General features: G+C 34.6%; 23 protein-coding genes. 22 read left to right on the top strand and 1 reads right to left on the bottom strand.

Going from position 1 to position 18414, the window contains the following annotated elements:
- Positions 1-178 precede the first annotated feature (178 nt).
- The 21 genes from GSA01S_RS05090 (at position 179) to GSA01S_RS04990 (ending at position 16811) form a co-directional block, all read left to right on the top strand.
- Positions 179-1438, top strand: a complete 1260-nt coding sequence (locus tag GSA01S_RS05090; protein ID WP_066125476.1) for a glycosyltransferase — start codon at positions 179-181, stop codon at positions 1436-1438.
- Positions 1438-2394, top strand: a complete 957-nt coding sequence (locus GSA01S_RS05085) for an NAD-dependent epimerase/dehydratase family protein (protein ID WP_169792675.1) — start codon at positions 1438-1440, stop codon at positions 2392-2394. The genes GSA01S_RS05090 and GSA01S_RS05085 overlap by 1 nt, the downstream gene beginning before the upstream one ends.
- Positions 2360-3154, top strand: a complete 795-nt coding sequence (locus tag GSA01S_RS05080) for an MBL fold metallo-hydrolase (protein ID WP_083513209.1) — start codon at positions 2360-2362, stop codon at positions 3152-3154. The genes GSA01S_RS05085 and GSA01S_RS05080 overlap by 35 nt, the downstream gene beginning before the upstream one ends.
- Positions 3155-3163: 9 nt before the next feature.
- Complete coding sequence (locus GSA01S_RS05075; protein WP_066125469.1) at positions 3164-4468, top strand: F390 synthetase-related protein; 1305 nt, start codon at positions 3164-3166, stop codon at positions 4466-4468.
- Complete coding sequence (locus GSA01S_RS05070) at positions 4449-5387, top strand: 3-oxoacyl-[acyl-carrier-protein] synthase III C-terminal domain-containing protein (protein WP_066125467.1); 939 nt, start codon at positions 4449-4451, stop codon at positions 5385-5387. Before GSA01S_RS05075 ends, GSA01S_RS05070 begins: the two co-directional genes overlap by 20 nt.
- Before the next feature lie 179 nt (positions 5388-5566).
- Complete coding sequence (locus GSA01S_RS05065) at positions 5567-5881, top strand: YbaB/EbfC family nucleoid-associated protein (protein WP_373276902.1); 315 nt, start codon at positions 5567-5569, stop codon at positions 5879-5881.
- 14 nt (positions 5882-5895) lie between these two features.
- The gene (recR, locus tag GSA01S_RS05060) at positions 5896-6492 is read left to right on the top strand and encodes a recombination mediator RecR (protein ID WP_066125465.1); all 597 of its coding nucleotides are present in this window, start codon (positions 5896-5898) and stop codon (positions 6490-6492) included.
- Positions 6493-6503: 11 nt separating this feature from the next.
- On the top strand, positions 6504-7145 hold the full coding sequence (gene tmk, locus GSA01S_RS05055) for a dTMP kinase (protein ID WP_066125462.1): 642 nt from the start codon (positions 6504-6506) through the stop codon (positions 7143-7145).
- A 16-nt stretch (positions 7146-7161) separates the two neighbouring features.
- Positions 7162-7491, top strand: a complete 330-nt coding sequence (darA, locus tag GSA01S_RS05050; protein WP_066125477.1) for a cyclic di-AMP receptor DarA — start codon at positions 7162-7164, stop codon at positions 7489-7491.
- Positions 7491-8444 carry a DNA polymerase III delta subunit-related protein gene (locus GSA01S_RS05045; protein ID WP_083513207.1) on the top strand — a complete coding sequence of 318 codons (954 nt, stop codon included), beginning with the start codon at positions 7491-7493 and terminating at the stop codon, positions 8442-8444. Before darA ends, GSA01S_RS05045 begins: the two co-directional genes overlap by 1 nt.
- Positions 8445-8459: 15 nt before the next feature.
- The gene (locus GSA01S_RS05040) at positions 8460-8813 is read left to right on the top strand and encodes an initiation control protein YabA (RefSeq protein WP_066125458.1); all 354 of its coding nucleotides are present in this window, start codon (positions 8460-8462) and stop codon (positions 8811-8813) included.
- 5 nt (positions 8814-8818) lie between these two features.
- Complete coding sequence (locus tag GSA01S_RS05035; protein ID WP_066125456.1) at positions 8819-9559, top strand: tRNA1(Val) (adenine(37)-N6)-methyltransferase; 741 nt, start codon at positions 8819-8821, stop codon at positions 9557-9559.
- On the top strand, positions 9549-9893 hold the full coding sequence (locus GSA01S_RS05030) for a GIY-YIG nuclease family protein (protein ID WP_066125454.1): 345 nt from the start codon (positions 9549-9551) through the stop codon (positions 9891-9893). The genes GSA01S_RS05035 and GSA01S_RS05030 overlap by 11 nt, the downstream gene beginning before the upstream one ends.
- The gene (gene rsmI / locus GSA01S_RS05025; RefSeq protein WP_066125453.1) at positions 9868-10755 is read left to right on the top strand and encodes a 16S rRNA (cytidine(1402)-2'-O)-methyltransferase; all 888 of its coding nucleotides are present in this window, start codon (positions 9868-9870) and stop codon (positions 10753-10755) included. Before GSA01S_RS05030 ends, rsmI begins: the two co-directional genes overlap by 26 nt.
- Before the next feature lie 12 nt (positions 10756-10767).
- Positions 10768-11778: a YdcF family protein gene (locus GSA01S_RS05020; protein WP_066125450.1), complete on the top strand. Its 1011-nt coding sequence runs from the start codon at positions 10768-10770 to the stop codon at positions 11776-11778.
- Positions 11779-11793: 15 nt separating this feature from the next.
- The gene (locus GSA01S_RS05015; protein ID WP_066125448.1) at positions 11794-11976 is read left to right on the top strand and encodes a hypothetical protein; all 183 of its coding nucleotides are present in this window, start codon (positions 11794-11796) and stop codon (positions 11974-11976) included.
- The gene (locus GSA01S_RS05010) at positions 11963-12523 is read left to right on the top strand and encodes a DNA-3-methyladenine glycosylase I (protein ID WP_066125447.1); all 561 of its coding nucleotides are present in this window, start codon (positions 11963-11965) and stop codon (positions 12521-12523) included. Before GSA01S_RS05015 ends, GSA01S_RS05010 begins: the two co-directional genes overlap by 14 nt.
- A 260-nt stretch (positions 12524-12783) precedes the next feature.
- Positions 12784-13842 (top strand): acyltransferase family protein, encoded by a 1059-nt coding sequence (locus GSA01S_RS05005; RefSeq protein WP_066125445.1) that lies wholly within the window; start codon positions 12784-12786, stop codon positions 13840-13842.
- Between the two features lie 22 nt (positions 13843-13864).
- Positions 13865-14353, top strand: coding sequence for a GNAT family N-acetyltransferase (locus GSA01S_RS05000; RefSeq protein WP_066125443.1), 489 nt, complete (start codon positions 13865-13867; stop codon positions 14351-14353).
- 64 nt (positions 14354-14417) lie between these two features.
- Positions 14418-15389, top strand: a complete 972-nt coding sequence (ypfJ, locus tag GSA01S_RS04995) for a KPN_02809 family neutral zinc metallopeptidase (RefSeq protein ID WP_066125441.1) — start codon at positions 14418-14420, stop codon at positions 15387-15389.
- A gap of 126 nt (positions 15390-15515) precedes the next feature.
- Positions 15516-16811 carry an RNA polymerase factor sigma-54 gene (locus tag GSA01S_RS04990; RefSeq protein WP_066125440.1) on the top strand — a complete coding sequence of 432 codons (1296 nt, stop codon included), beginning with the start codon at positions 15516-15518 and terminating at the stop codon, positions 16809-16811.
- A gap of 104 nt (positions 16812-16915) precedes the next feature.
- Here the strand turns inward: GSA01S_RS04990 and GSA01S_RS04985 are convergent, their stop codons facing one another.
- Positions 16916-17623, bottom strand: coding sequence for a hypothetical protein (locus GSA01S_RS04985; RefSeq protein WP_066125438.1), 708 nt, complete (start codon positions 17621-17623; stop codon positions 16916-16918).
- Between the two features lie 162 nt (positions 17624-17785).
- On the opposite strand from GSA01S_RS04985, the gene GSA01S_RS04980 reads away from it, so the two are divergent.
- A complete protein-coding gene (locus GSA01S_RS04980) occupies positions 17786-18229 on the top strand; it encodes a MarR family winged helix-turn-helix transcriptional regulator (protein ID WP_066125436.1) in 444 nt (147 codons plus the stop codon).
- The last annotated feature ends 185 nt before the right edge of the window (positions 18230-18414 follow it).

The following is an 18414-nucleotide window of genomic DNA, read 5'->3' as shown; positions in this document are numbered from 1 at the left end:
GGTGAAGGTTAAGTAGATAATGAATGAATCAAAAACAAAACCTCAATTTTAAATCAAAAACTTATTGAACTAGTTATATTTAGATGACATATCAAGGCTAAAATTAGTTGAGATTAAGAGTTGAGTATTATTTACTTAGCTCTTTTTTTATATATAGAGAAAGAAAGGGGGAATCAGTTTGGCAAAAATACTTTTTGTCAGTATTCCATTAGCAGGTCACTTAAATCCACAAATTGGATTGGCGCAAATGCTACAAAGGAATGGTTATGAAGTAGTAATGGTCACAACGAAAGAAAAGCAAAAGTTGATCGAATCTCTTGGGCTTAGATGTGTTACGATATTAGACGATTTTCAGGATGAGTTCCAAACTCTTATCAAAATTGCCCAAGATAAGCGAATCAAACATTCACTATCAAGAATGTTTAATACTTTAAGTGCTATGGATACTTTCTTGATTGAAGCCTATATTGAATTTTTAACGATATTAAAAAAAGAACAACCGGCATTGTGTATTCATGATTTTTCGACCTTATTTGCTAGTTATGCATGTGAAACATTAAAGATTCCTTTTATAACAGATTTACCATCACATCAAATTATCGAATCGAATAATCCTTGGCAAGATGTTCCCTATTTTTTGGGAGGGCTTTATCCACAAAAAGGCTTGTTGGGAGCGTTACGCAATCGAATGGGCTGGATAATATTAAAAAACATTAAACGTTGGTACGGTAGAAGGCGAATTTTTAAAGAGCATGGTTGGCGTGTCTATCGACCAGATGGCAGTGAAAATTATTATTCAAATCAGATGGTGCTAGGTTTAGGGATGAAAGAAATTGAATTTAATACTCATTTACCAGCGTATCTTCATCATATTGGACCCAGTATTCCTTCAGTGAGTGTGAAAAATGGCGAGCGTAAATTACCTAGTGGGTTTAAAAAATACATCTTTTTTACATTTGGCACGATATTGGAAGGGATGAACGATCAGTTAAAGGAACAATATGCTACCCTCATTAAACAGTTTCCTGAATACTTATTTGTACTTTCAGATGGTAATTTAGATTTATCAGAAAATGAACCCGTTTGGATGGGAGATAATTTAATTAGATTTGGTTATTTATCCTATTCTGAAAATATTAGTCAATTTGATTTGGTGATTCATCATGGTGGTATTGGGATTGCTTATGACTGTATTAAATGGGGGGTTCCTAGTATTGTTTTTCCGCAAGTGTGGGATCAGTTTGACTTTGCTGCTAGATTAGATTATTTTGGTGCCAGTATCCGTATAAAAGATGCTGAAGAGATGACGCAAGCGATACGACAAGCAAATGTTTACGATTGGACAAGGCTTTATCAACTTCAAAATAAATTAATGGAGTATGACACAGAACAGAATTTATTAAACATAGTGGAAGGTATTCTAAGAGGAGCGAAATGATGATATTAATAACAGGCGTTTCAGGGTTTTTAGGGGGAGAGCTAGCCAAAACATTAGTAAAAAATGGAGCAAACATCCTCGGTATCTCAAGAACGCAACCTAAATACGATATGATACCGTATCAAGCAATCGATTTAAGTGATAAACAACAGGTAGCGTCTCTATTTAATCAAAATGAAATCAAATATGTTATTCATTGTGCTGCTAAAAGTTCAGCGTGGGGCACGTATCAATCATTTTATGATTCAAATGTTTTAGCAACTGAAAATTTAATGATAGAAAGTCAAAAGCATCAAGTGAAGCGCTTTGTACATATTTCTTCGCCTAGTGTTTATGCCCAGTTAAAAGATCAAACCTTTGTAGAAGAAACCACCAACATCACCTCAATCAGACCCTTAAATTATTATATTGAAACGAAAAAACAAGCTGAAATGATTGTGCAAAAATCAAATTTATCATTCAACATCATTCGACCGCGAGCATTGATTGGAGTGGGAGATACGAGTGTTGTACCGAGATTAATTAAAGTTGAGAAAAAACTAGGCATTCCGTTGTTTAATAGTGGTCAAAATTTAATGGATGTGAGTTGTATTGAAAATGTGGTTCATGCATGTATTTTAGCTCTTGAATCAAAAGTGGATAACGGAATTTATAATATTACGGATGGCAATCCGATAACCTTTCAAAGCCTTATTGAGATGCTCTACCAACAATTTAATTTAACGCCTAAATTTCGTAAAATTCCTTATCAATTTTTATCGATATTAGCGCGGTTGTTAGAAACGTTATATCCCGAATCAAAAGAACCGCCATTAACATTATATACATTATCAACCATTGCTTTTTCACAAACATTATCAATTGAAAAAGCTAAAAAGGAATTGGGGTATCAACCCATTGTGAGATTAGAAGAGAAAATAGGTGAGTATAGTGAGTGGTATCGACGCTATTTATAGAGTGCATATAGGTGGTTGTTATGTCAAAGAAAATTTTATTCGCAACAAAGCAACTCCCACCCCCATATTTTTTCCAGCCAGTTGTTTTTTAATTAAAACGCAAAATCAATGGTCGATGGTGGATTGTGGTTATAGTGAGGGGATTTTAAAACGGCACTGGGCTTTGGCGATTTATCGCAAAATTATGACGATTGAACCTTATCAGTTAGATCTTATCAGTGCTTTCGATAAATTGGGCATAACACCTGCGGATATCAAGACGGTTTATTTAACTCATGTGCATCCAGATCATATTGGTCATCTTTATCGTTTTCACCATGCCCATTGGATCATGACGGAAGTAGCCTATCGTCAATTATTAAGATGGCAACGGATTAAACCAATGAAGGAAGCGATGATCGGAGCACTATCACCCAACATCACCACCCTAAATTATTCAAAGCGATTAGAGATAGAAGGGATATCTTTTAATGCTTGTCCTTTAAATAATGAGATGATTGCATTAGATTTGAGTGGTCATAGTTGCCAAATGATGGGAATATTTTTTCCGCAAAAAAAATTAATTTTAGCGATTGATGCTAATTGGCGTAAAGATTGGATGTCATCAGAAGAATTGAAAAGATATACATTCACAGCACGAATGATACAGAATAATTGGCAACAATATCAAGAAACGAATCAAAAATTATCCCTGCTGTCAGAAAAGGGGTATCGAATTGAGCTGACCCATGATCATCAGTCAGAATCACGCTTGTTTTAGGAGAAGAATATGTTATTGAAATTTATTAAAGAATTTATTTTTACTAGGTACCAGTTGTCACATTTAAAACGTGAGCAATTAGAACAATTACAGCAAACTAAATTAGAGCGACAACTCGAGCAAGTGACGCAACAATCTCCTTATTACCAACCCTATAAAGGGAGAGTTTTGCTTGATTTTCCAGTTATGAAAAAACAACAATGGATGGAACATTTTGATCAAATAAATACCAGGGGTCTAAAAAAGGACCTAGCCATGAAGTTGGCTTTACAGGGGGAAAAGACCCGTGAATTTGAATCGCGTTATCAAGGAATCTCAGTTGGACTGTCATCTGGAACGAGTGGCCATCGTGGGCTATATACCTTATCTAAAGGGGAAGAGGCTTTGTGGGCGGCTAATGCACTAGCAAAATTACTACCTAAAAAGAAATGGTTAGGCAATAATATTGCCTTCTTTATGAGAGCCAATAATAATTTATATTCTTCTTTAAATAAACCGGGTCTGAGATTAGATTACTATGATTTAGAAAAAGATTTTAAACTGTTAATGAAACATTTGCAAAAGCAAGACCCTAATATTATTATTGCACCACCATCTGTTTTATATGATATCCGTCATTATTTTGAAAAATCTCCTTTTAAAAAACTAGATCTTGTAATCAGCGTAGCCGAAGTATTAGAAGAACAACAAAAAGCATTGTTAGCACAATTTTTTAAAGTGCCTTTTATTAGTCAAGTTTATCAATGTACAGAAGGTTTTTTAGCCTATACTTGTCCACACGGTAGTTTTCATTTATGTGAAGACATCGTCTATTTTGAGAAAGAGTGGCTAGATAAACAGCGCTTTATCCCAATCATTACCGATTTACATCGAACAGTTCAACCAGTGATTCGGTATCGATTAAATGACATCCTCCATATAGGAGAACCTTGTTCATGTGGCTCGCCGTTGACGGTGATTGAAAAAATAGAAGGACGTGAAGATGATGCGTTTTGGCTATTTAACTCACAAGGAGACAAAGTTAAAATATACGCTGATTTTATTCGTAGGTTAATGTTGTTTGTTAAGGGGATAAGTCGTTATCGTGTCACTCAATATCAAAATGTAATTATTTGTGAAGTTGAATATGAACAACCTAATGAATGTAAGGTCATCGATCAATCGATTCAAGAAGAATTTAATAATTTGTTTGAAAAGTTTAATGTTCAACCCTTACAAGTTTTGATTTATCCTTTTGAAAGAGGGATGAGATCACAAAAATTAGCTCAAGTCCAATATAGAGGGGAGATTACTTATGAGAAGAATGAAGATTAGAAGTTATGCTTACACCAAAGGACCTGATGAAATTAAATTCAAGGATGGTTCAAGATGGTGGCATCCTTATCGTGCCAAGAATTCGTATCAATTAGATATGTATGAAAAAGTCAGTCGGGAAGCGGTTGAAAAGGCTGGAATCGAGATGAGTGATATTGATTTGATTATCGTTGCCAGTGCGGGCATGGTGCAAATGATTCCATGCACAGCAGCCTTATTACAAGAGAGAATTGCTCCTCATTCTGGTATTCCTTGTATGGATGTGAACACGACTTGTACCTCTTTTATCACCGCTCTAGACGTAGCGAGTTCTTTTTTGGTAACGGAGTTATACCAAAGAATATTAATCGTATCGGGGGATTTAGTATCCCATTTTATTAATCCCAATCAAGAAGAGAGTTATCGCCTGTTTAGTGACAGTGGAGTAGCCTTTATTGTCGAATCTACTAAAGAAAATAAAGGCATCTTATATTCTAAACAAGAGACTTGGTCTGAAGGTGCTCATACTACTGAAATTAGAGGAGGGCTCACGGCCTATGGTCCTTCACTCTATTCCGAAGACACAAAAGAAGATTTCTTATTTGATATGGATGGAAAATCTGTCCTAATGCTGACTTTAAATAAGCTACCTAAGATGTTAAAGGAAACGTTGCAACATAATAATATTCAGTTGGCAGATATCTCAAAAATTGTTCCTCACCAAGCTTCTCGTGCTCTGTTCATCGTTGAGAAAAAATTAAAATTAAAAAAAGGACAACTTATCAATTATTTTGAGGAGCTAGGCAATATGGTTTCAGGCTCAGTTCCTTATACATTAGGTTTAGCGATGGATCAAGAAGAAATTAAAGAAGGAGATTTAATCTTACTTATCGGCACGGCTGCAGGTTTAACGATGAATTGCATGCTGATTCAATTATAAAATCGTTCTCTTTGTAAATTAGGTAAGTAGGTAATTTTATTAAGTCATAGACTATGATATAATTTTTAAGAAGACTAATATTATCATTATTTGATTAAAATAAGTGTTTTAAAGCAATATATAATCAATAATTTGATATAATATTAATAAGTAAAGGAGGCCAAATAATGGCAAGAGGAATGGGCAATATGGGAAATATGCAAGGAATGATGCAGAAAATCCAAAAAATGCAAAAAGAGATGACTAAAGAACAAAAAAACATTGAAGAAACTATTTTTGAAAAAAGTGATGCCAATAGTTTATTAACTATTAAAATGAATGGCAAAAAAGAAGTAACGGATTTAGCAATTTCATCCGACTTAATCGATCCAGACGATCCAGAAATGTTACAAGATTTATTGATTGTGACATTGAACGACTTAATGAATGAAATTGACGAAACGACAGAAGCGCGTTTAGGTAAATATACTAAAGGAATGAACTTACCGTTCTAGAGAGGATGTCATTGATGCAATACCCAGCACCTATTGCTAAATTAATTAATAGTTTTACTAAATTACCAGGAATTGGTGCGAAGACAGCAGCACGGTTAGCATTCTATGTAATTGAAATGGATGAGCGAGAAGTAACGGAGTTTGCCCAAAATTTAATCAGTGTTAAACGTGATTTAATGTATTGTAGTGTTTGTGGCAATATTACAGATTCAGATCCATGTCCGATTTGTCAGGATGAAACAAGGGATCGTTCGGTGATTTTGGTAGTTGAAGATACAAGAGCGATTATGTCATTAGAAAGAATGCAAGAATATCGAGGGGTTTATCATGTCTTACATGGCGTCTTGTCACCGATGGATGGGATTGGGCCCGATGATTTAAATATCACTCAGTTGATTCAAAGATTACAAGATGATACAGTTCAAGAAGTGATTGTGGCAACCAATGCTACAGCAGAAGGTGAAGCAACGGCTATGTATTTATCACGACTATTAAAACCAGCAGGAATTAAAGTGACACGATTAGCTCATGGGTTATCAGTTGGTAGTGACATTGAATATGCTGATGAAATGACTTTGTTTAGGGCTATTGAGGGTCGTCGAGAGTTATAAGGAGAGTATCATTGAGAAAAGGATATTTTATTACATTAGAAGGACCTGAAGGTGCGGGAAAAACGACAGTTATTCAACATTTGGTTCGCGAACTAGAAGCAAAAGGTCATCAGGATATTGTGGTGACACGAGAACCAGGTGGCAGTAATATAGCTGAACAAATTCGGAATGTCATTCTTGATATTAACAATATAGAGATGGATAAACGTACGGAAGCATTATTATTTGCTGCTGCTAGAAGACAACATTTAGTAGAAATTGTGTTACCGGCACTTGAAGCGGATAAAATTGTCATTTGCGATCGTTTCATTGATAGCTCCTTAGCCTACCAAGGTTTAGCCCGAGATATTGCAATGGCCTCTATCTGGGAAATTAATCAATTTGCTATCGAAGGCCATTTACCAGATTTAACTTTAATAATTGATGTTCCAGCAGAAGTTGGATTAGAGCGGATACACCAAGGTCGTAAAGACGAGAAATTTGATCGTTTAGACCGAGAAGCCATCGATTTTCATCATAAAGTTCGTGATGCTTTTCTCACACTAGCAAAAGAACACCAACGAATTCAAGTAATTGATGGAACTCAAACAATAGATGCGGTTGTCCAAGATAGTTTAGGAAAAATTGAAAAGTTATTAGTCGAAAAACAATAAGGGGGAAGTTAACATGATGAAATTAGTGATTGCGGTCGTTCAAGATCAAGATAAAAATATTTTAAGTGATGCTTTTTATGAAGCAGATATTCGGGCAACTAAATTAAGTTCAACCGGTGGATTTCTACGTTCAGGAAACACTACTTTTATGGTAGGGATTGAAGAGGATCGTGTGGATGAAGTATTGGACATTATAAAAAATAGTTGTCAATCGCGCGAGCAATTTATTTCTTCACCAGTCAACTTGGACGTAAGTTTAGATGTGACAGCATCTTATCCAGTAAAAGTGAAAGTAGGAGGCGCAACAGTATTTGTATTACCGATTGATGCGTTCCATCGTTTCTAATGAAGGTGGAGGAACAACTTAGCCACTATTTCTACCGTCAAATATCGTCGCAGCATTTGTGCCATGCCTATATTTTCTCGGGAGATAATTTACAGGCAAAAAATACAGTAATAGAATCTTTGATTCAAGCTATGGTTTGCCCTAACTTCTCAGAAGTGGGGCAACCTTGTTGTCAGTGTAATGAATGTCAAAGAGTAATAGATAACCAGATATCGGATGTTTTATATTTAGAACCAGATGGTAGAAATATTAAAGTTGATCAAATCCGAGAGTTGCGTAATTGGCTTAATCGCAGTCCGGTTGAATTTGATTTTAAAATGGCGATTATACATCAAGCTGACTTAATGAATCCTTCTGCCTCAAATGCACTGTTAACGATATTGGAAGAACCAAATAGTGAAATTTACATTATTTTAGATGTGATTGAAGTGGATTCGTTATTGCCGACCATTCGCTCACGAGCACAAAATATTATTTTTACGAATGACTTTCAAGATGATTTTTCAGATGTACAAATAGCCAAAAATTATCAAAAAGTTTTGTCTTTATTACCAGGGACCACGAGTCAGGTGTTAAGAGAGTTTGATCCAGTAGAATTAGAAGAATGGTTTAAGGGGCTCAATGAGTTTTATCAGTTACTGCTAACGAAATCACCTTTAGCCTTTGCGCTAATTCCTATACGCATGAAGTCCATTTTAACCACTCAAAAAATTGATTTAGGTTTAGACTATTTAACTTTATTAAATCATCAAACTTTATTACATACTTTCTCTAATTCAACTGAAAAAAGTGTTTCACTGAATTGGTTACAATCAATTATTGAAAAACATGCGATTTCAACACAAGACTTGTTAGCCATTAATCAACAGTTAATTGAAGCCAAAGAATATCTTAATGCGAATGTTTCATCTCAATTAGTATTAGAACGGATTGTTTTAAATCTGATTAAATAGAGAGGGGGGAGAATGATGATACATCAAGATATACAAGAATTAATTAATAATATTCAAAACCAACAGCAACAATATCAAAATAATATTCTTCAATTGACACAAGTTGTATTAGAGTTGAAAGAAGAGAATAATCGATTGCGGATGTTGAATCATAATCTTGAAGATCAGTTACAAAAGCTTGTAAATGAATCAACGACTCAAGAGGAAGATACCCCAATCGAGGAACAGCATATTAGTGGTAAAGATCGTCTACAAGGTTTTTATGATGATGGTATTCATGTATGTCATGAATTATTTGGGAAACGTCGTCAGTCTTCGGAAGATTGTTTATTTTGTCAAGATGTATTAATGCGATTAACAAAAGGGTGACATGATTGGTTGAATTAAAAGAATTTGAACGAATAGATTTTTTATTTAGAGAAAATAGAAAAATCATTCAAAGCAAAAAGTTTTTTTCCTTTTCTTTAGATGCGGTTCTTTTAGCGGATTTTGTTAATCTGCCGCAAAAGCGACAATTTAAATATCTTGATTTTTGTTCAGGCAATGGTATTATCCCGATTATTTTAAGTGCTAAAACGACTAATCCACTAGAGGGCATTGAACTGCAATCAGAATTAGTCGAAATGGCTCGTAGAAGTATTGAACTCAATCAACTTGAAAATCAGATTACGATACACGAAGGCGATTTAAATGAATTTCCACATGGGAATGCGGATTATGATTTTATTACCTGCAATCCTCCCTATTTCTTATTAGAAAATTCCAAAGAAATCCATCGTTTAACCAGTCACCATCTAGCAAGACATGAAGTGTCGCTCACAATGGAGCAATGGTTATTTAAGGCGAGCAAACTATTAAAAGACAAAGGGCGTTTATATATTGTCCATCGTCCCGAACGTTTGGATGATTTAATGGAGGGCTTGTTACAACATGGTTTTTCAGTAAAAAGGATTAAGTTTGCGTATCCCAAAGTCGGAGCGTTAGCGAATATCGTGTTGATTGAAGCAATTTATCGAGGCGGACGACGGGGCGTTCGGATTGAGCCACCCCTCATAGTTCATCAAGAAAACGGAGAATATACTCCAGAAATGAAGGCTATTTATTTTGGAGAATGACACACATTTTTTCTATGTTTTATATTGTCAGGATAATACGCTATATGGTGGCTATACAAATGATTTGTCCAAGAGACTTTTAGCACATCAAACGGGTAAGGGCGCAAAATATACACGCGTTAAAAAAAGGCAACCTGTAAAACTAATTTATGCAGAACGATGGTCAACGAAACAGAAAGCAATGTCGCAAGAATATCATTTTAAAAAACAAACGCGTATGCAAAAAGAGCAGTATTTAAAAGCAGCAGGTGTTCAAGATTATAGCAATGGCACCTTTGTTTTAGTCAACGGTCAGGAGGAAGCAGAAGATGAATCAACAAAAGAGTTATCTTGATGGTAACGGCAAACTATATTTAGTTCCGACTCCTATTGGCAATCTTGAAGATATGACGTTTCGAGCCATTCATACCTTAAAGCAGGTTGACTTAATTTTAGCTGAAGACACTCGTCGTACGATTAAATTGTTAAATCATTTTGAAATTAAACAACCAATGATGAGTTTTCATGAGCATAGTAGTCAAAATCAAGTCATACAATTGATTGAGCGATTAGTTCAAGGCGAAAACTTAGCACTGGTTTCGGATGCAGGGATGCCGTTAATTAATGATCCTGGTCATCCACTCGTACAAGCAGCTATTCAACATAACATTTCGGTTATAGCGTTACCGGGTGCGAATGCTGCGATTACCGCTCTTGTTGCTTCAGGACTTAATGCGGAAAGATTTACATATTATGGTTTTTTTCCACGCGAAACGAAGGAACAAAAGGATTTAGCAATTCTTATTGGCCAAAGAAACGAAACAGCCATTTTTTATGAGTCACCCTTTCGTTTAAAAAAAACCGTCAAAAGAATAGCTGAATATTTATCAGCAGACACTCAAATTGTGTTAGCGCGTGAAATATCAAAGCAATATGAAGAATATTTACGAGGAAAGCTGTCTGAGATACTGGAATTTTTAGAACATAATGAAATAAAAGGAGAATTTGTTTTATTAGTTGAAGGTGGACGAGGTGTTACAGCGGTCAATTCTGTTGTCATTGATCTTGAATTGCCATTAAAGGAACAAGTGGACCAATGGATAGCAGAATATGGGGTTTCATCAAAGGAAGCTATTAAAGAGGTTGCGAAATTAAATGGGTTAAGAAAACAATTGGTCTACCAAGCGTATCATAATCCTACAGATGTCAATCATTAGAGGGGGGAGGAAGTGTTATACTGGATTAATGCATTTATTTTTTTAGTTATCGGAATATATGCACTTTCTCATCATAAATTATCGATTTCACCTGCTTTTTGTGCTATTTTTAGTTTGACAAGTTTGATTATGGCATTATTTCAAATGAGTAATTGGTTGCCTATTTTTATACTAAGGTACTTTCTATATTTGGTAAGTGCAGTTTTGTTAGCAATCGTTCCGTTTATCTTATTAGCATTAGGCATTTTAATTTTACTAAGGGAAACGAAACAATCGATATCCTATTTTGGACGGGCACTTAGTATTATTTTAGCGAGTGTCATTTTGGCATTTTTTGTCTATAGCTTGTATAATCTTGTTAATATCCGTGATGTTCAATTAACAATTATTATTAGTCTATATAGTTCCATTGCGATTTATTTTACAGCTTTTTTTATTAGTTATTTATTGATTAGTTGGCTAATAAAAGTCAGTTATAAAAAGAAGAAGCCCTATTTAATTTTTGTATTAGGTACGGATATTAATGATGAAGGGCAAGTAAAGTCTGATTTAAAACATCGTTTAAATTCAGCGATTACCTTTTATCGCTCTTTATCTTCAGTAATACAAAATGAAACTTATTTTTTGGTGTCAGGTGGCAATGCAGCAGCTAATGGGATGGCTGAAGCGGAAGTGATGGCCCATTATTTAATGAAACAAGGCATCTCCAAGTCTCAAATTATTTTAGAAAAATCAGCTCGTAATACAGCTGAAAATATTCAATTTACCAAGCCGTTAATCCGACATTTGGGTAAGGATCGATCACTTGTCATTGTGACGAGCACTTATCATTTACCTCGCACTTCGTTTTTCGCCAGAAAATACCAAGTAGTAGCCCGGTATATAGGGTCAAAAACCGCCATCATATCCTGGCCTTATGCAGTGGTAAGAGAATTTTTGGCAATCTTATTATTAACAAAGGAAGTCAGTGTGTTTTATATTGTTTATATTATCGTGACGGAGTTTTACAAAATTTTTATGTGAAAGTAGAGTGACAAAATGGCATTAAAAGATGAAGATACATTAATGAAACGTAAGCGTGAACTAGAAGAAGCTATTCATAACTTAGGGATTAGCTTTGAAGAGGAAGAAATAGCAGAACAGGATGATTTGGCGAATCAGTTTTCATTCGATGAGGAAGCTTTAGCAGAAATGAACCATAATGAGCATGAAAACAAATAATCTTTCAAGGTGTCATTGGATTGAAGGAAAGCCCGATTATTATGTTCAATATCATGATGAGGTTTGGGGAAAGCCAGAGCACAATGATCAACAATTATTTCGCTGGTTAATATTAGAACTTTTTCATATCGGCTTATCGTGGCAGCTCGTTTTATCAAAAATAGATAATTTTGACCAAGCCTTTGATTACTTTGATTATCATAAAATCGCTCATTATAATGAATCGAAAATTCAGTCTTTAATGAGCAATGAAGGTATTATACGTCATCAACAAAAAATTAGAGCCGCTATTAATAATGCTCAAGCATTTATAAATATTCAAAATGAATTTGGTAGTTTCGATCATTACATTTGGTCTTTTACAAATGGCAAAACCCTTGTGCGTGAACAAGGTCAACCTCTGCTGGCTCAGTCTGACTTAAGTGATGAAGTGACGAAAGACTTGAAGAAAAGAGGCTTTAAATTCTTAGGCAGTGTGACGGTTTATTCTTATTTGCAAGCAATTGGTATCTTGAATGATCATGATATCCATTGCCATTTTCGCTAATAATGCAAACACAAAAGTCATGCATTAGGCAGAAAATCCAATTCATTCTATATAAAAGACAGGAGACTGGGCAGAAAGTCCAATCCGTCAAAAGACAAGGTCATTATCTCGAATGAGGCAATGACCTTTTTTATCGCACATAGTAGTGGTAATTTCTTATAAAAGTATTATTAATTTTTACATAATTGAGGACAGAATGCTTTTAAAAGGTAATCAGAATGAAGTTTTGATATAATAGACAGGATTTAAGGAGGCATAGCATGAGTCAAAAAAGACAATCAAATTTTGAATTATTAAGAATATTTTCAATGTTCTTAATAGTTGGTAGCCATTTCGCAGTACATGGGACGTATGAGTCGCCTAGTTATTCAACGATTGAACAAATAGCTTTAGATATTTTAAGAATTGGTGGAAAATTAGGTTCAAATGTTTTTGTGATGATTGGTGCCTATTTTTTAGTGGGTAAAAGTTTCAAAATTGAACGAGTAATCAGAATTGGCGTTCAGGTTTGGCTTTATTCCATTGGGATTCTCGCGATTGCGGCTTACTTTCTTCATTTAGATAAAAAAGATGTTTATTTATCTATTTTCCCCTTTCCCGATGCCTATTGGTTTGCTACAACCTATATTTTACTTTTACTTTTCATACCGGGTTTAAATAAACTCATAAGTTTAGTCGGGAAAAACGGGTTAGAATTCATTTTATGGACACTTTTTATCCTGTGGATAGTTTTACCGAGTTTAAATTTAGCGGCAATCGGTTTAATTAATTTTACTTGGTTTGTATTTTTATATTTAGCTGTAAGCTATATAAAATTATATACTGGTGATAAATTATCGCGAGTGCCTTGGGAGATGGTTGGGTTAACAACGCTCGCAATAACGATTTTATCCATTATTTGGTTTCACTTAGTGAGTCACTTTGTTCCAGAAAAGCTAAATGATGTGCTCATACAATTGCGACAAAATGGCTTGCTCACTGTTATTTTAAGCTTCAGTTTATTTTTATATGCCAAGGAAAGTAAAGTTTTTATTTCTCCTGTTGTTAATTATTTAAGTGGATTAACCTTTACCGTCTATCTAATTCACGAACATCCGATAATGCGACCAATTATTTGGGGCGTTGTTGACAATCAACGTTTTAACGGTTTTTTCCAAATGATAGGTGGGGGAATACTTTCAGCTATATTAGTTTTTGTTATCACGATGATGATTTCAATGGTGACCGAAAGAATACTCCATCCTTTAATGAATGTGATCACGCATAAAGGGTTAGCGATGGTGAATTATTTTATGAATTATTTAAAAGAAGAAATTTAAAAAGGAAGGACTTGAGAGGGGTATGTTACAAATCAAAGAAGTTAAATCACCACAAGAAATAGAACAACTATTTGAGCTACTCTCGGTAATTTGGAAGGAAGTATTCACTCCAATCATTGGGGAGGAACAGGTGGCGTATATGATGCGACACTACCAATCAATCGATAATATAACGCAAGAAATTCAAGACGATGTGCATTATTATTTTTTAGAGTATAATAACCAGCCCGTAGGTTATACTGCATTCCAAGACCAAGGAGAAAAAATTTATATTAGTAAATTGTATTTAAGTCAATCTTTTCGCGGTAAGGGGTTAATGTCATCCGTCTTTGATTGGTACGAAACATTAGGTAAAGGAAAAACATTATTTTTGAATGTTAATCAAGGGAATCATTTGGCTATTGCTGTATATGAGCATCGTGGTTTTACTAAAGTGGGGGAACGATACGTAGATATTGGCGAAGGGTATATAATGAATGACTTTATCTATGAAAAAGTCATAAAAAGTTAGTACACGCTTAGCTTATATGGTAAAATGATGATAAAGGAATATTTAAAGAATTGAGGAAATTAATATGAAATGGGAAGATGTTCGAAAGAGTAGGAATGTCGAGGACCGCCGTAATCAATCTAGAGGAACTTCTTTTCCAGGTAGCTTTGGTAGAGGGCGTTCTTCTGGCGGGGGATTAGGTGGCGGCTTAATATGGTTATTATTGTCTCGTACTTCAGGTAGGATGAAACTCATATTGTTAGGTTTGTTCTTATTGCTTACTTTTTTAGGTTCAGGTGGATTGGGAAATCTAAATAATAGTACGATTTATAATCGAGATATCATACCTTCAGAAGAAGTGAGTGTTGATAACTCAATCAATAGTACCAATACGGATGGTCAGACATTAAATGCTTCAGATAAAGAAGTGCAATTTTTCCAAGCGGTTTTAGCAACGACGGAAGACTACTGGCATAGTATGTTTGACTCAATGGGTAAAACTTATCGTGAGCCTAGTCTGGTTATTTATACAGACAGTATTTCCACTGGTGGTTGTGGTGTCGGTAGTGCTCAAGCAGGTCCCTTCTATTGTCCAGCTGATGAAACAGTGTATATTGACTTACAGTTCTATCGGGATTTAACCACTAAGTACAATGCGCCCGGTGACTTTGCAATGGCTTATGTCATCGCGCATGAAGTAGGACACCATGTTCAAAAACTTGTGGGTACGATGGATGATTATAATAGTGTTCGTCAAAGAATGTCTACCAAACAAGCTAATGATTTAACAGTGCGTTTGGAATTACAAGCAGACTATTATGCGGGAGCATGGGCAAATTATGTAAAACAAGAAGGTTTACTAGAAATGGGCGATATTGAGGAAGCATTACAAGCTGCTCATAGTGTTGGCGATGATACCTTACAAAAAGAAGCTTATGGATACGTAGTGCCTGATAGCTTTACACATGGAAGTTCAGAGCAAAGAAGAACTTGGTTTTTAAGAGGTTTTGAATATGCTGACTTCCAACATGGAGATACTTTTAATACAGATATTTAATAACTTCGTTATTATTTGCAAGACAGCTAATAACCGGTTTTTCCACGTGAAAGGGAGATAGCCTTAACGCTGGTAAGACCGGTTTTTTGATTGAGAAAATGTAATTATGGAATAGAGGTGTTATGATTGGAAAAAAGATTAAAAGAAAAGTGGCAAAGATTATCAAAAATCACGACAAACGAGCTATTAAAAGACAATATTGAGAAAAGTCCAAATACAGATCAGTTATATGAAATTTTAGATTTGAATACAGAACAATTAACCTATTATATTGAAGAAGCCATTATAGAAAATCCTTTTATAGAAATTGATTATGCACTTGAGACACGAGTATCCACAATAAAAAATGCTAATTACCAACATATAGAAAATGAGGTAGAGCGTAATTCACCTGGGATGGCACAGAGCTTGATTATGTTTTTATTTGAGCAAATTATGATGTATCGCCATACACCGATACGGGATGTGATGGTAAGATTAGTGGACTATCTAGATGAGAAAGGTTATTTACCTTATAATTATCAAGAGTTAGCAACAAAACTGAATGAAGATGATATTTTAGTTCTTGATGCGATGACTTTGTTCAAACAGTTAGAACCAGCAGGTGTAGGGGCATATGATTTACAAGAATGCTTAATGTTGCAAACAGAGCAAGATAGTCATGCTCCTAATATTGCATATCTTTTATTAGAAGAGTATTTTGATTTAGTTTCAAAGCAAGATGTTGAAAGCATTCATCAAGTGAGTGGTTTACCTAATGAGGAAATTGAAGCCGGCTTAAATTATTTTCATTCTTTAAGACCTGTACCAGCAGCCGTTTTTGACAAAGCGGATAAAGTGAATCTTATCCCAGATGTTTCGGTTCGTTATAATCAAGATGATATTGAACTACGTTATAATCGTCAATATTATCCAAGAATTATTTTTAATCAAAAATATTACGATGAGATGGCTCTCCAAAATGATACGCAATTATTTGAATATATCACTGCTCATCGAGAAAATTTCCAAGTATTAGCTTATAATCTTCGTGTTCGTGAACAATTAGTCTTAGCAGCAGTTAAAGCACTAGTATTGGCCCAAAAAGATTATTTAATGGAAATAAAAAACGAGAAACGCCCTTATTTAATTAAAGATTTAGCGAGAGATTTGGATATACCAGAAGCGCTGGCTCACTTAGTCGTTACGAATAAAAACCTTGAAATCAAATTTGGCATTATTCCATTAACGGATTTAATTAATGTTACTCATCATCAAGGACGTGGAGGACTTAATACTGTTAATATTAAAGAAATTATGGCTAATATTATTGAGAATGCACCACAAGAACTTTCAGATAATGAAATAGTGGCTCAGTTAGCAGCCCAAAAAATTATTATGAGTGAACAATTAGTAGCTGATTATCGTAAGGCTTTAGAATAGTTTAGTGGATAGTCTAGTTAAATAAAACTTCGGAATCAGTAGATAGAAAAAGACCTTAAATGTTAGTTTTATTCTAACATCTAAGGTCTTAATTATATCCAGAGTTACTCTTGAGTATATGTAAAGAGTGGTTTAGTCCAATTGGTTAAATGATAAACATAGAGTTCTTTCTCTTGAGGATTATAATAAGCAATCATTATTAATCGATTACCAATTTCCGTCATAACGTCTGATAGGATGTTAATATCATGATCTTCAGCAATCCTTTGAGCATTTTCATAAGTTACAGGAACAATGACTCTAGGTATATAAACTTTTTCATCGTCAAGATTCATTGTGACCTGGTCAACGGTTAATTCTAAGCCACTTAATGCATCTTTTTGATTTAATACTTCTGCTAGGTTATCCAATTCGACATCAGTTAAGGCTGTTTGATTGGCAGTTTTTTCTTCTTTTGAATAATTAGCGATATAGTATTCGTTAATAGCTGTATAAATATCAACATTTAGCAGATTTTCTGGTACATTTGCTTGAGGAAAATCTCGGTCATTAATAATCGATTCGTTAAATAAAGAGTCTACTGTCGTTTCAGCCTCAGATGGCTTGATCGCATCAGCTTCAGTAGAAGTTATAGTGGCCTCAGCTTCTGTTTGATTATCAGAGACGATTTCGACTTGCGATCCATTGTTATTATCGCTTAATGTGGTTTGTTCCTCTTTCATTTCATTTGAATTGAAAGATTGAGGAATAAAGTTTATATATAATACACCGGCTAAGATAACCGTTAATAGTAATAAAATAAGTTTTTTCATAGTAACACCTTTCTATTTATGTATCACACTATATTCTAACAGAAATTTACGGAGACTTGTATCACATTTATGTAACAGTCTGATGTCAGAATTTATGAGTTTACTTGAAATTTACCTACTTTTAACTTATTATTAAGGACGAGAGAATTCTGGAGGTATTACATGAAAGCAGAATTAATTAAAGAGGCATTTAAACTAAATTTAGATATTAGCCGAATAAGAAGAAAATTTTTTGATAGTAGTTGTGAAATGTCTCGTAGTGAATTTGTATTATTAGATTATGTAGTGGAATTGGAAGAAAAAGACGAAAAACAAACCATTTCTGAAGTAGCAACGGAGCTGAATATTTCTAACGCAGCCGTTTCACGTACAATTAAACATTTATTAGCAAAAGGATGGTTGTTTAGAGAAACCTTAGAGGAAGACCGCCGCAATGGAATTATTAAAATCTCTGATGAAGGGCGTAAAATCTATGAGGTGACGAATGCAAGATTTAATAAACAAATTGAAGCAGGCTTTAAAAACGTTAAAGAAGAACAGTTAGAGCAGTTTATTGCGATAAGTCATGAATTGATTGAAGGTTTAGGGAAATCAAGTGAGAGCTAAATTCATCATAAGATAAGACGGGACCTCAACTTGATAAATTTAATCAAGTGATTGTTCGTTAATTAAAAGCGCAGTTGTTGAGTGGCCTCAACCTGCGTCTTAATGAGATTTGGCATAAACTTGATAAAATCAATCAAGTGAGCGATCGATAATTAAAAGCGCAGTGGTTGAGTGGCCTCAACCTG

Origin of the sequence: Globicatella sanguinis NBRC 15551 (assembly GCF_001552295.1) — a bacterium.
Classification (GTDB): Bacteria; Bacillota; Bacilli; order Lactobacillales; family Aerococcaceae; genus Globicatella; species Globicatella sanguinis.
Note: the sequence above shows the minus strand (reverse complement) of the source record. Positions and strands in the feature narration are given on the sequence as shown.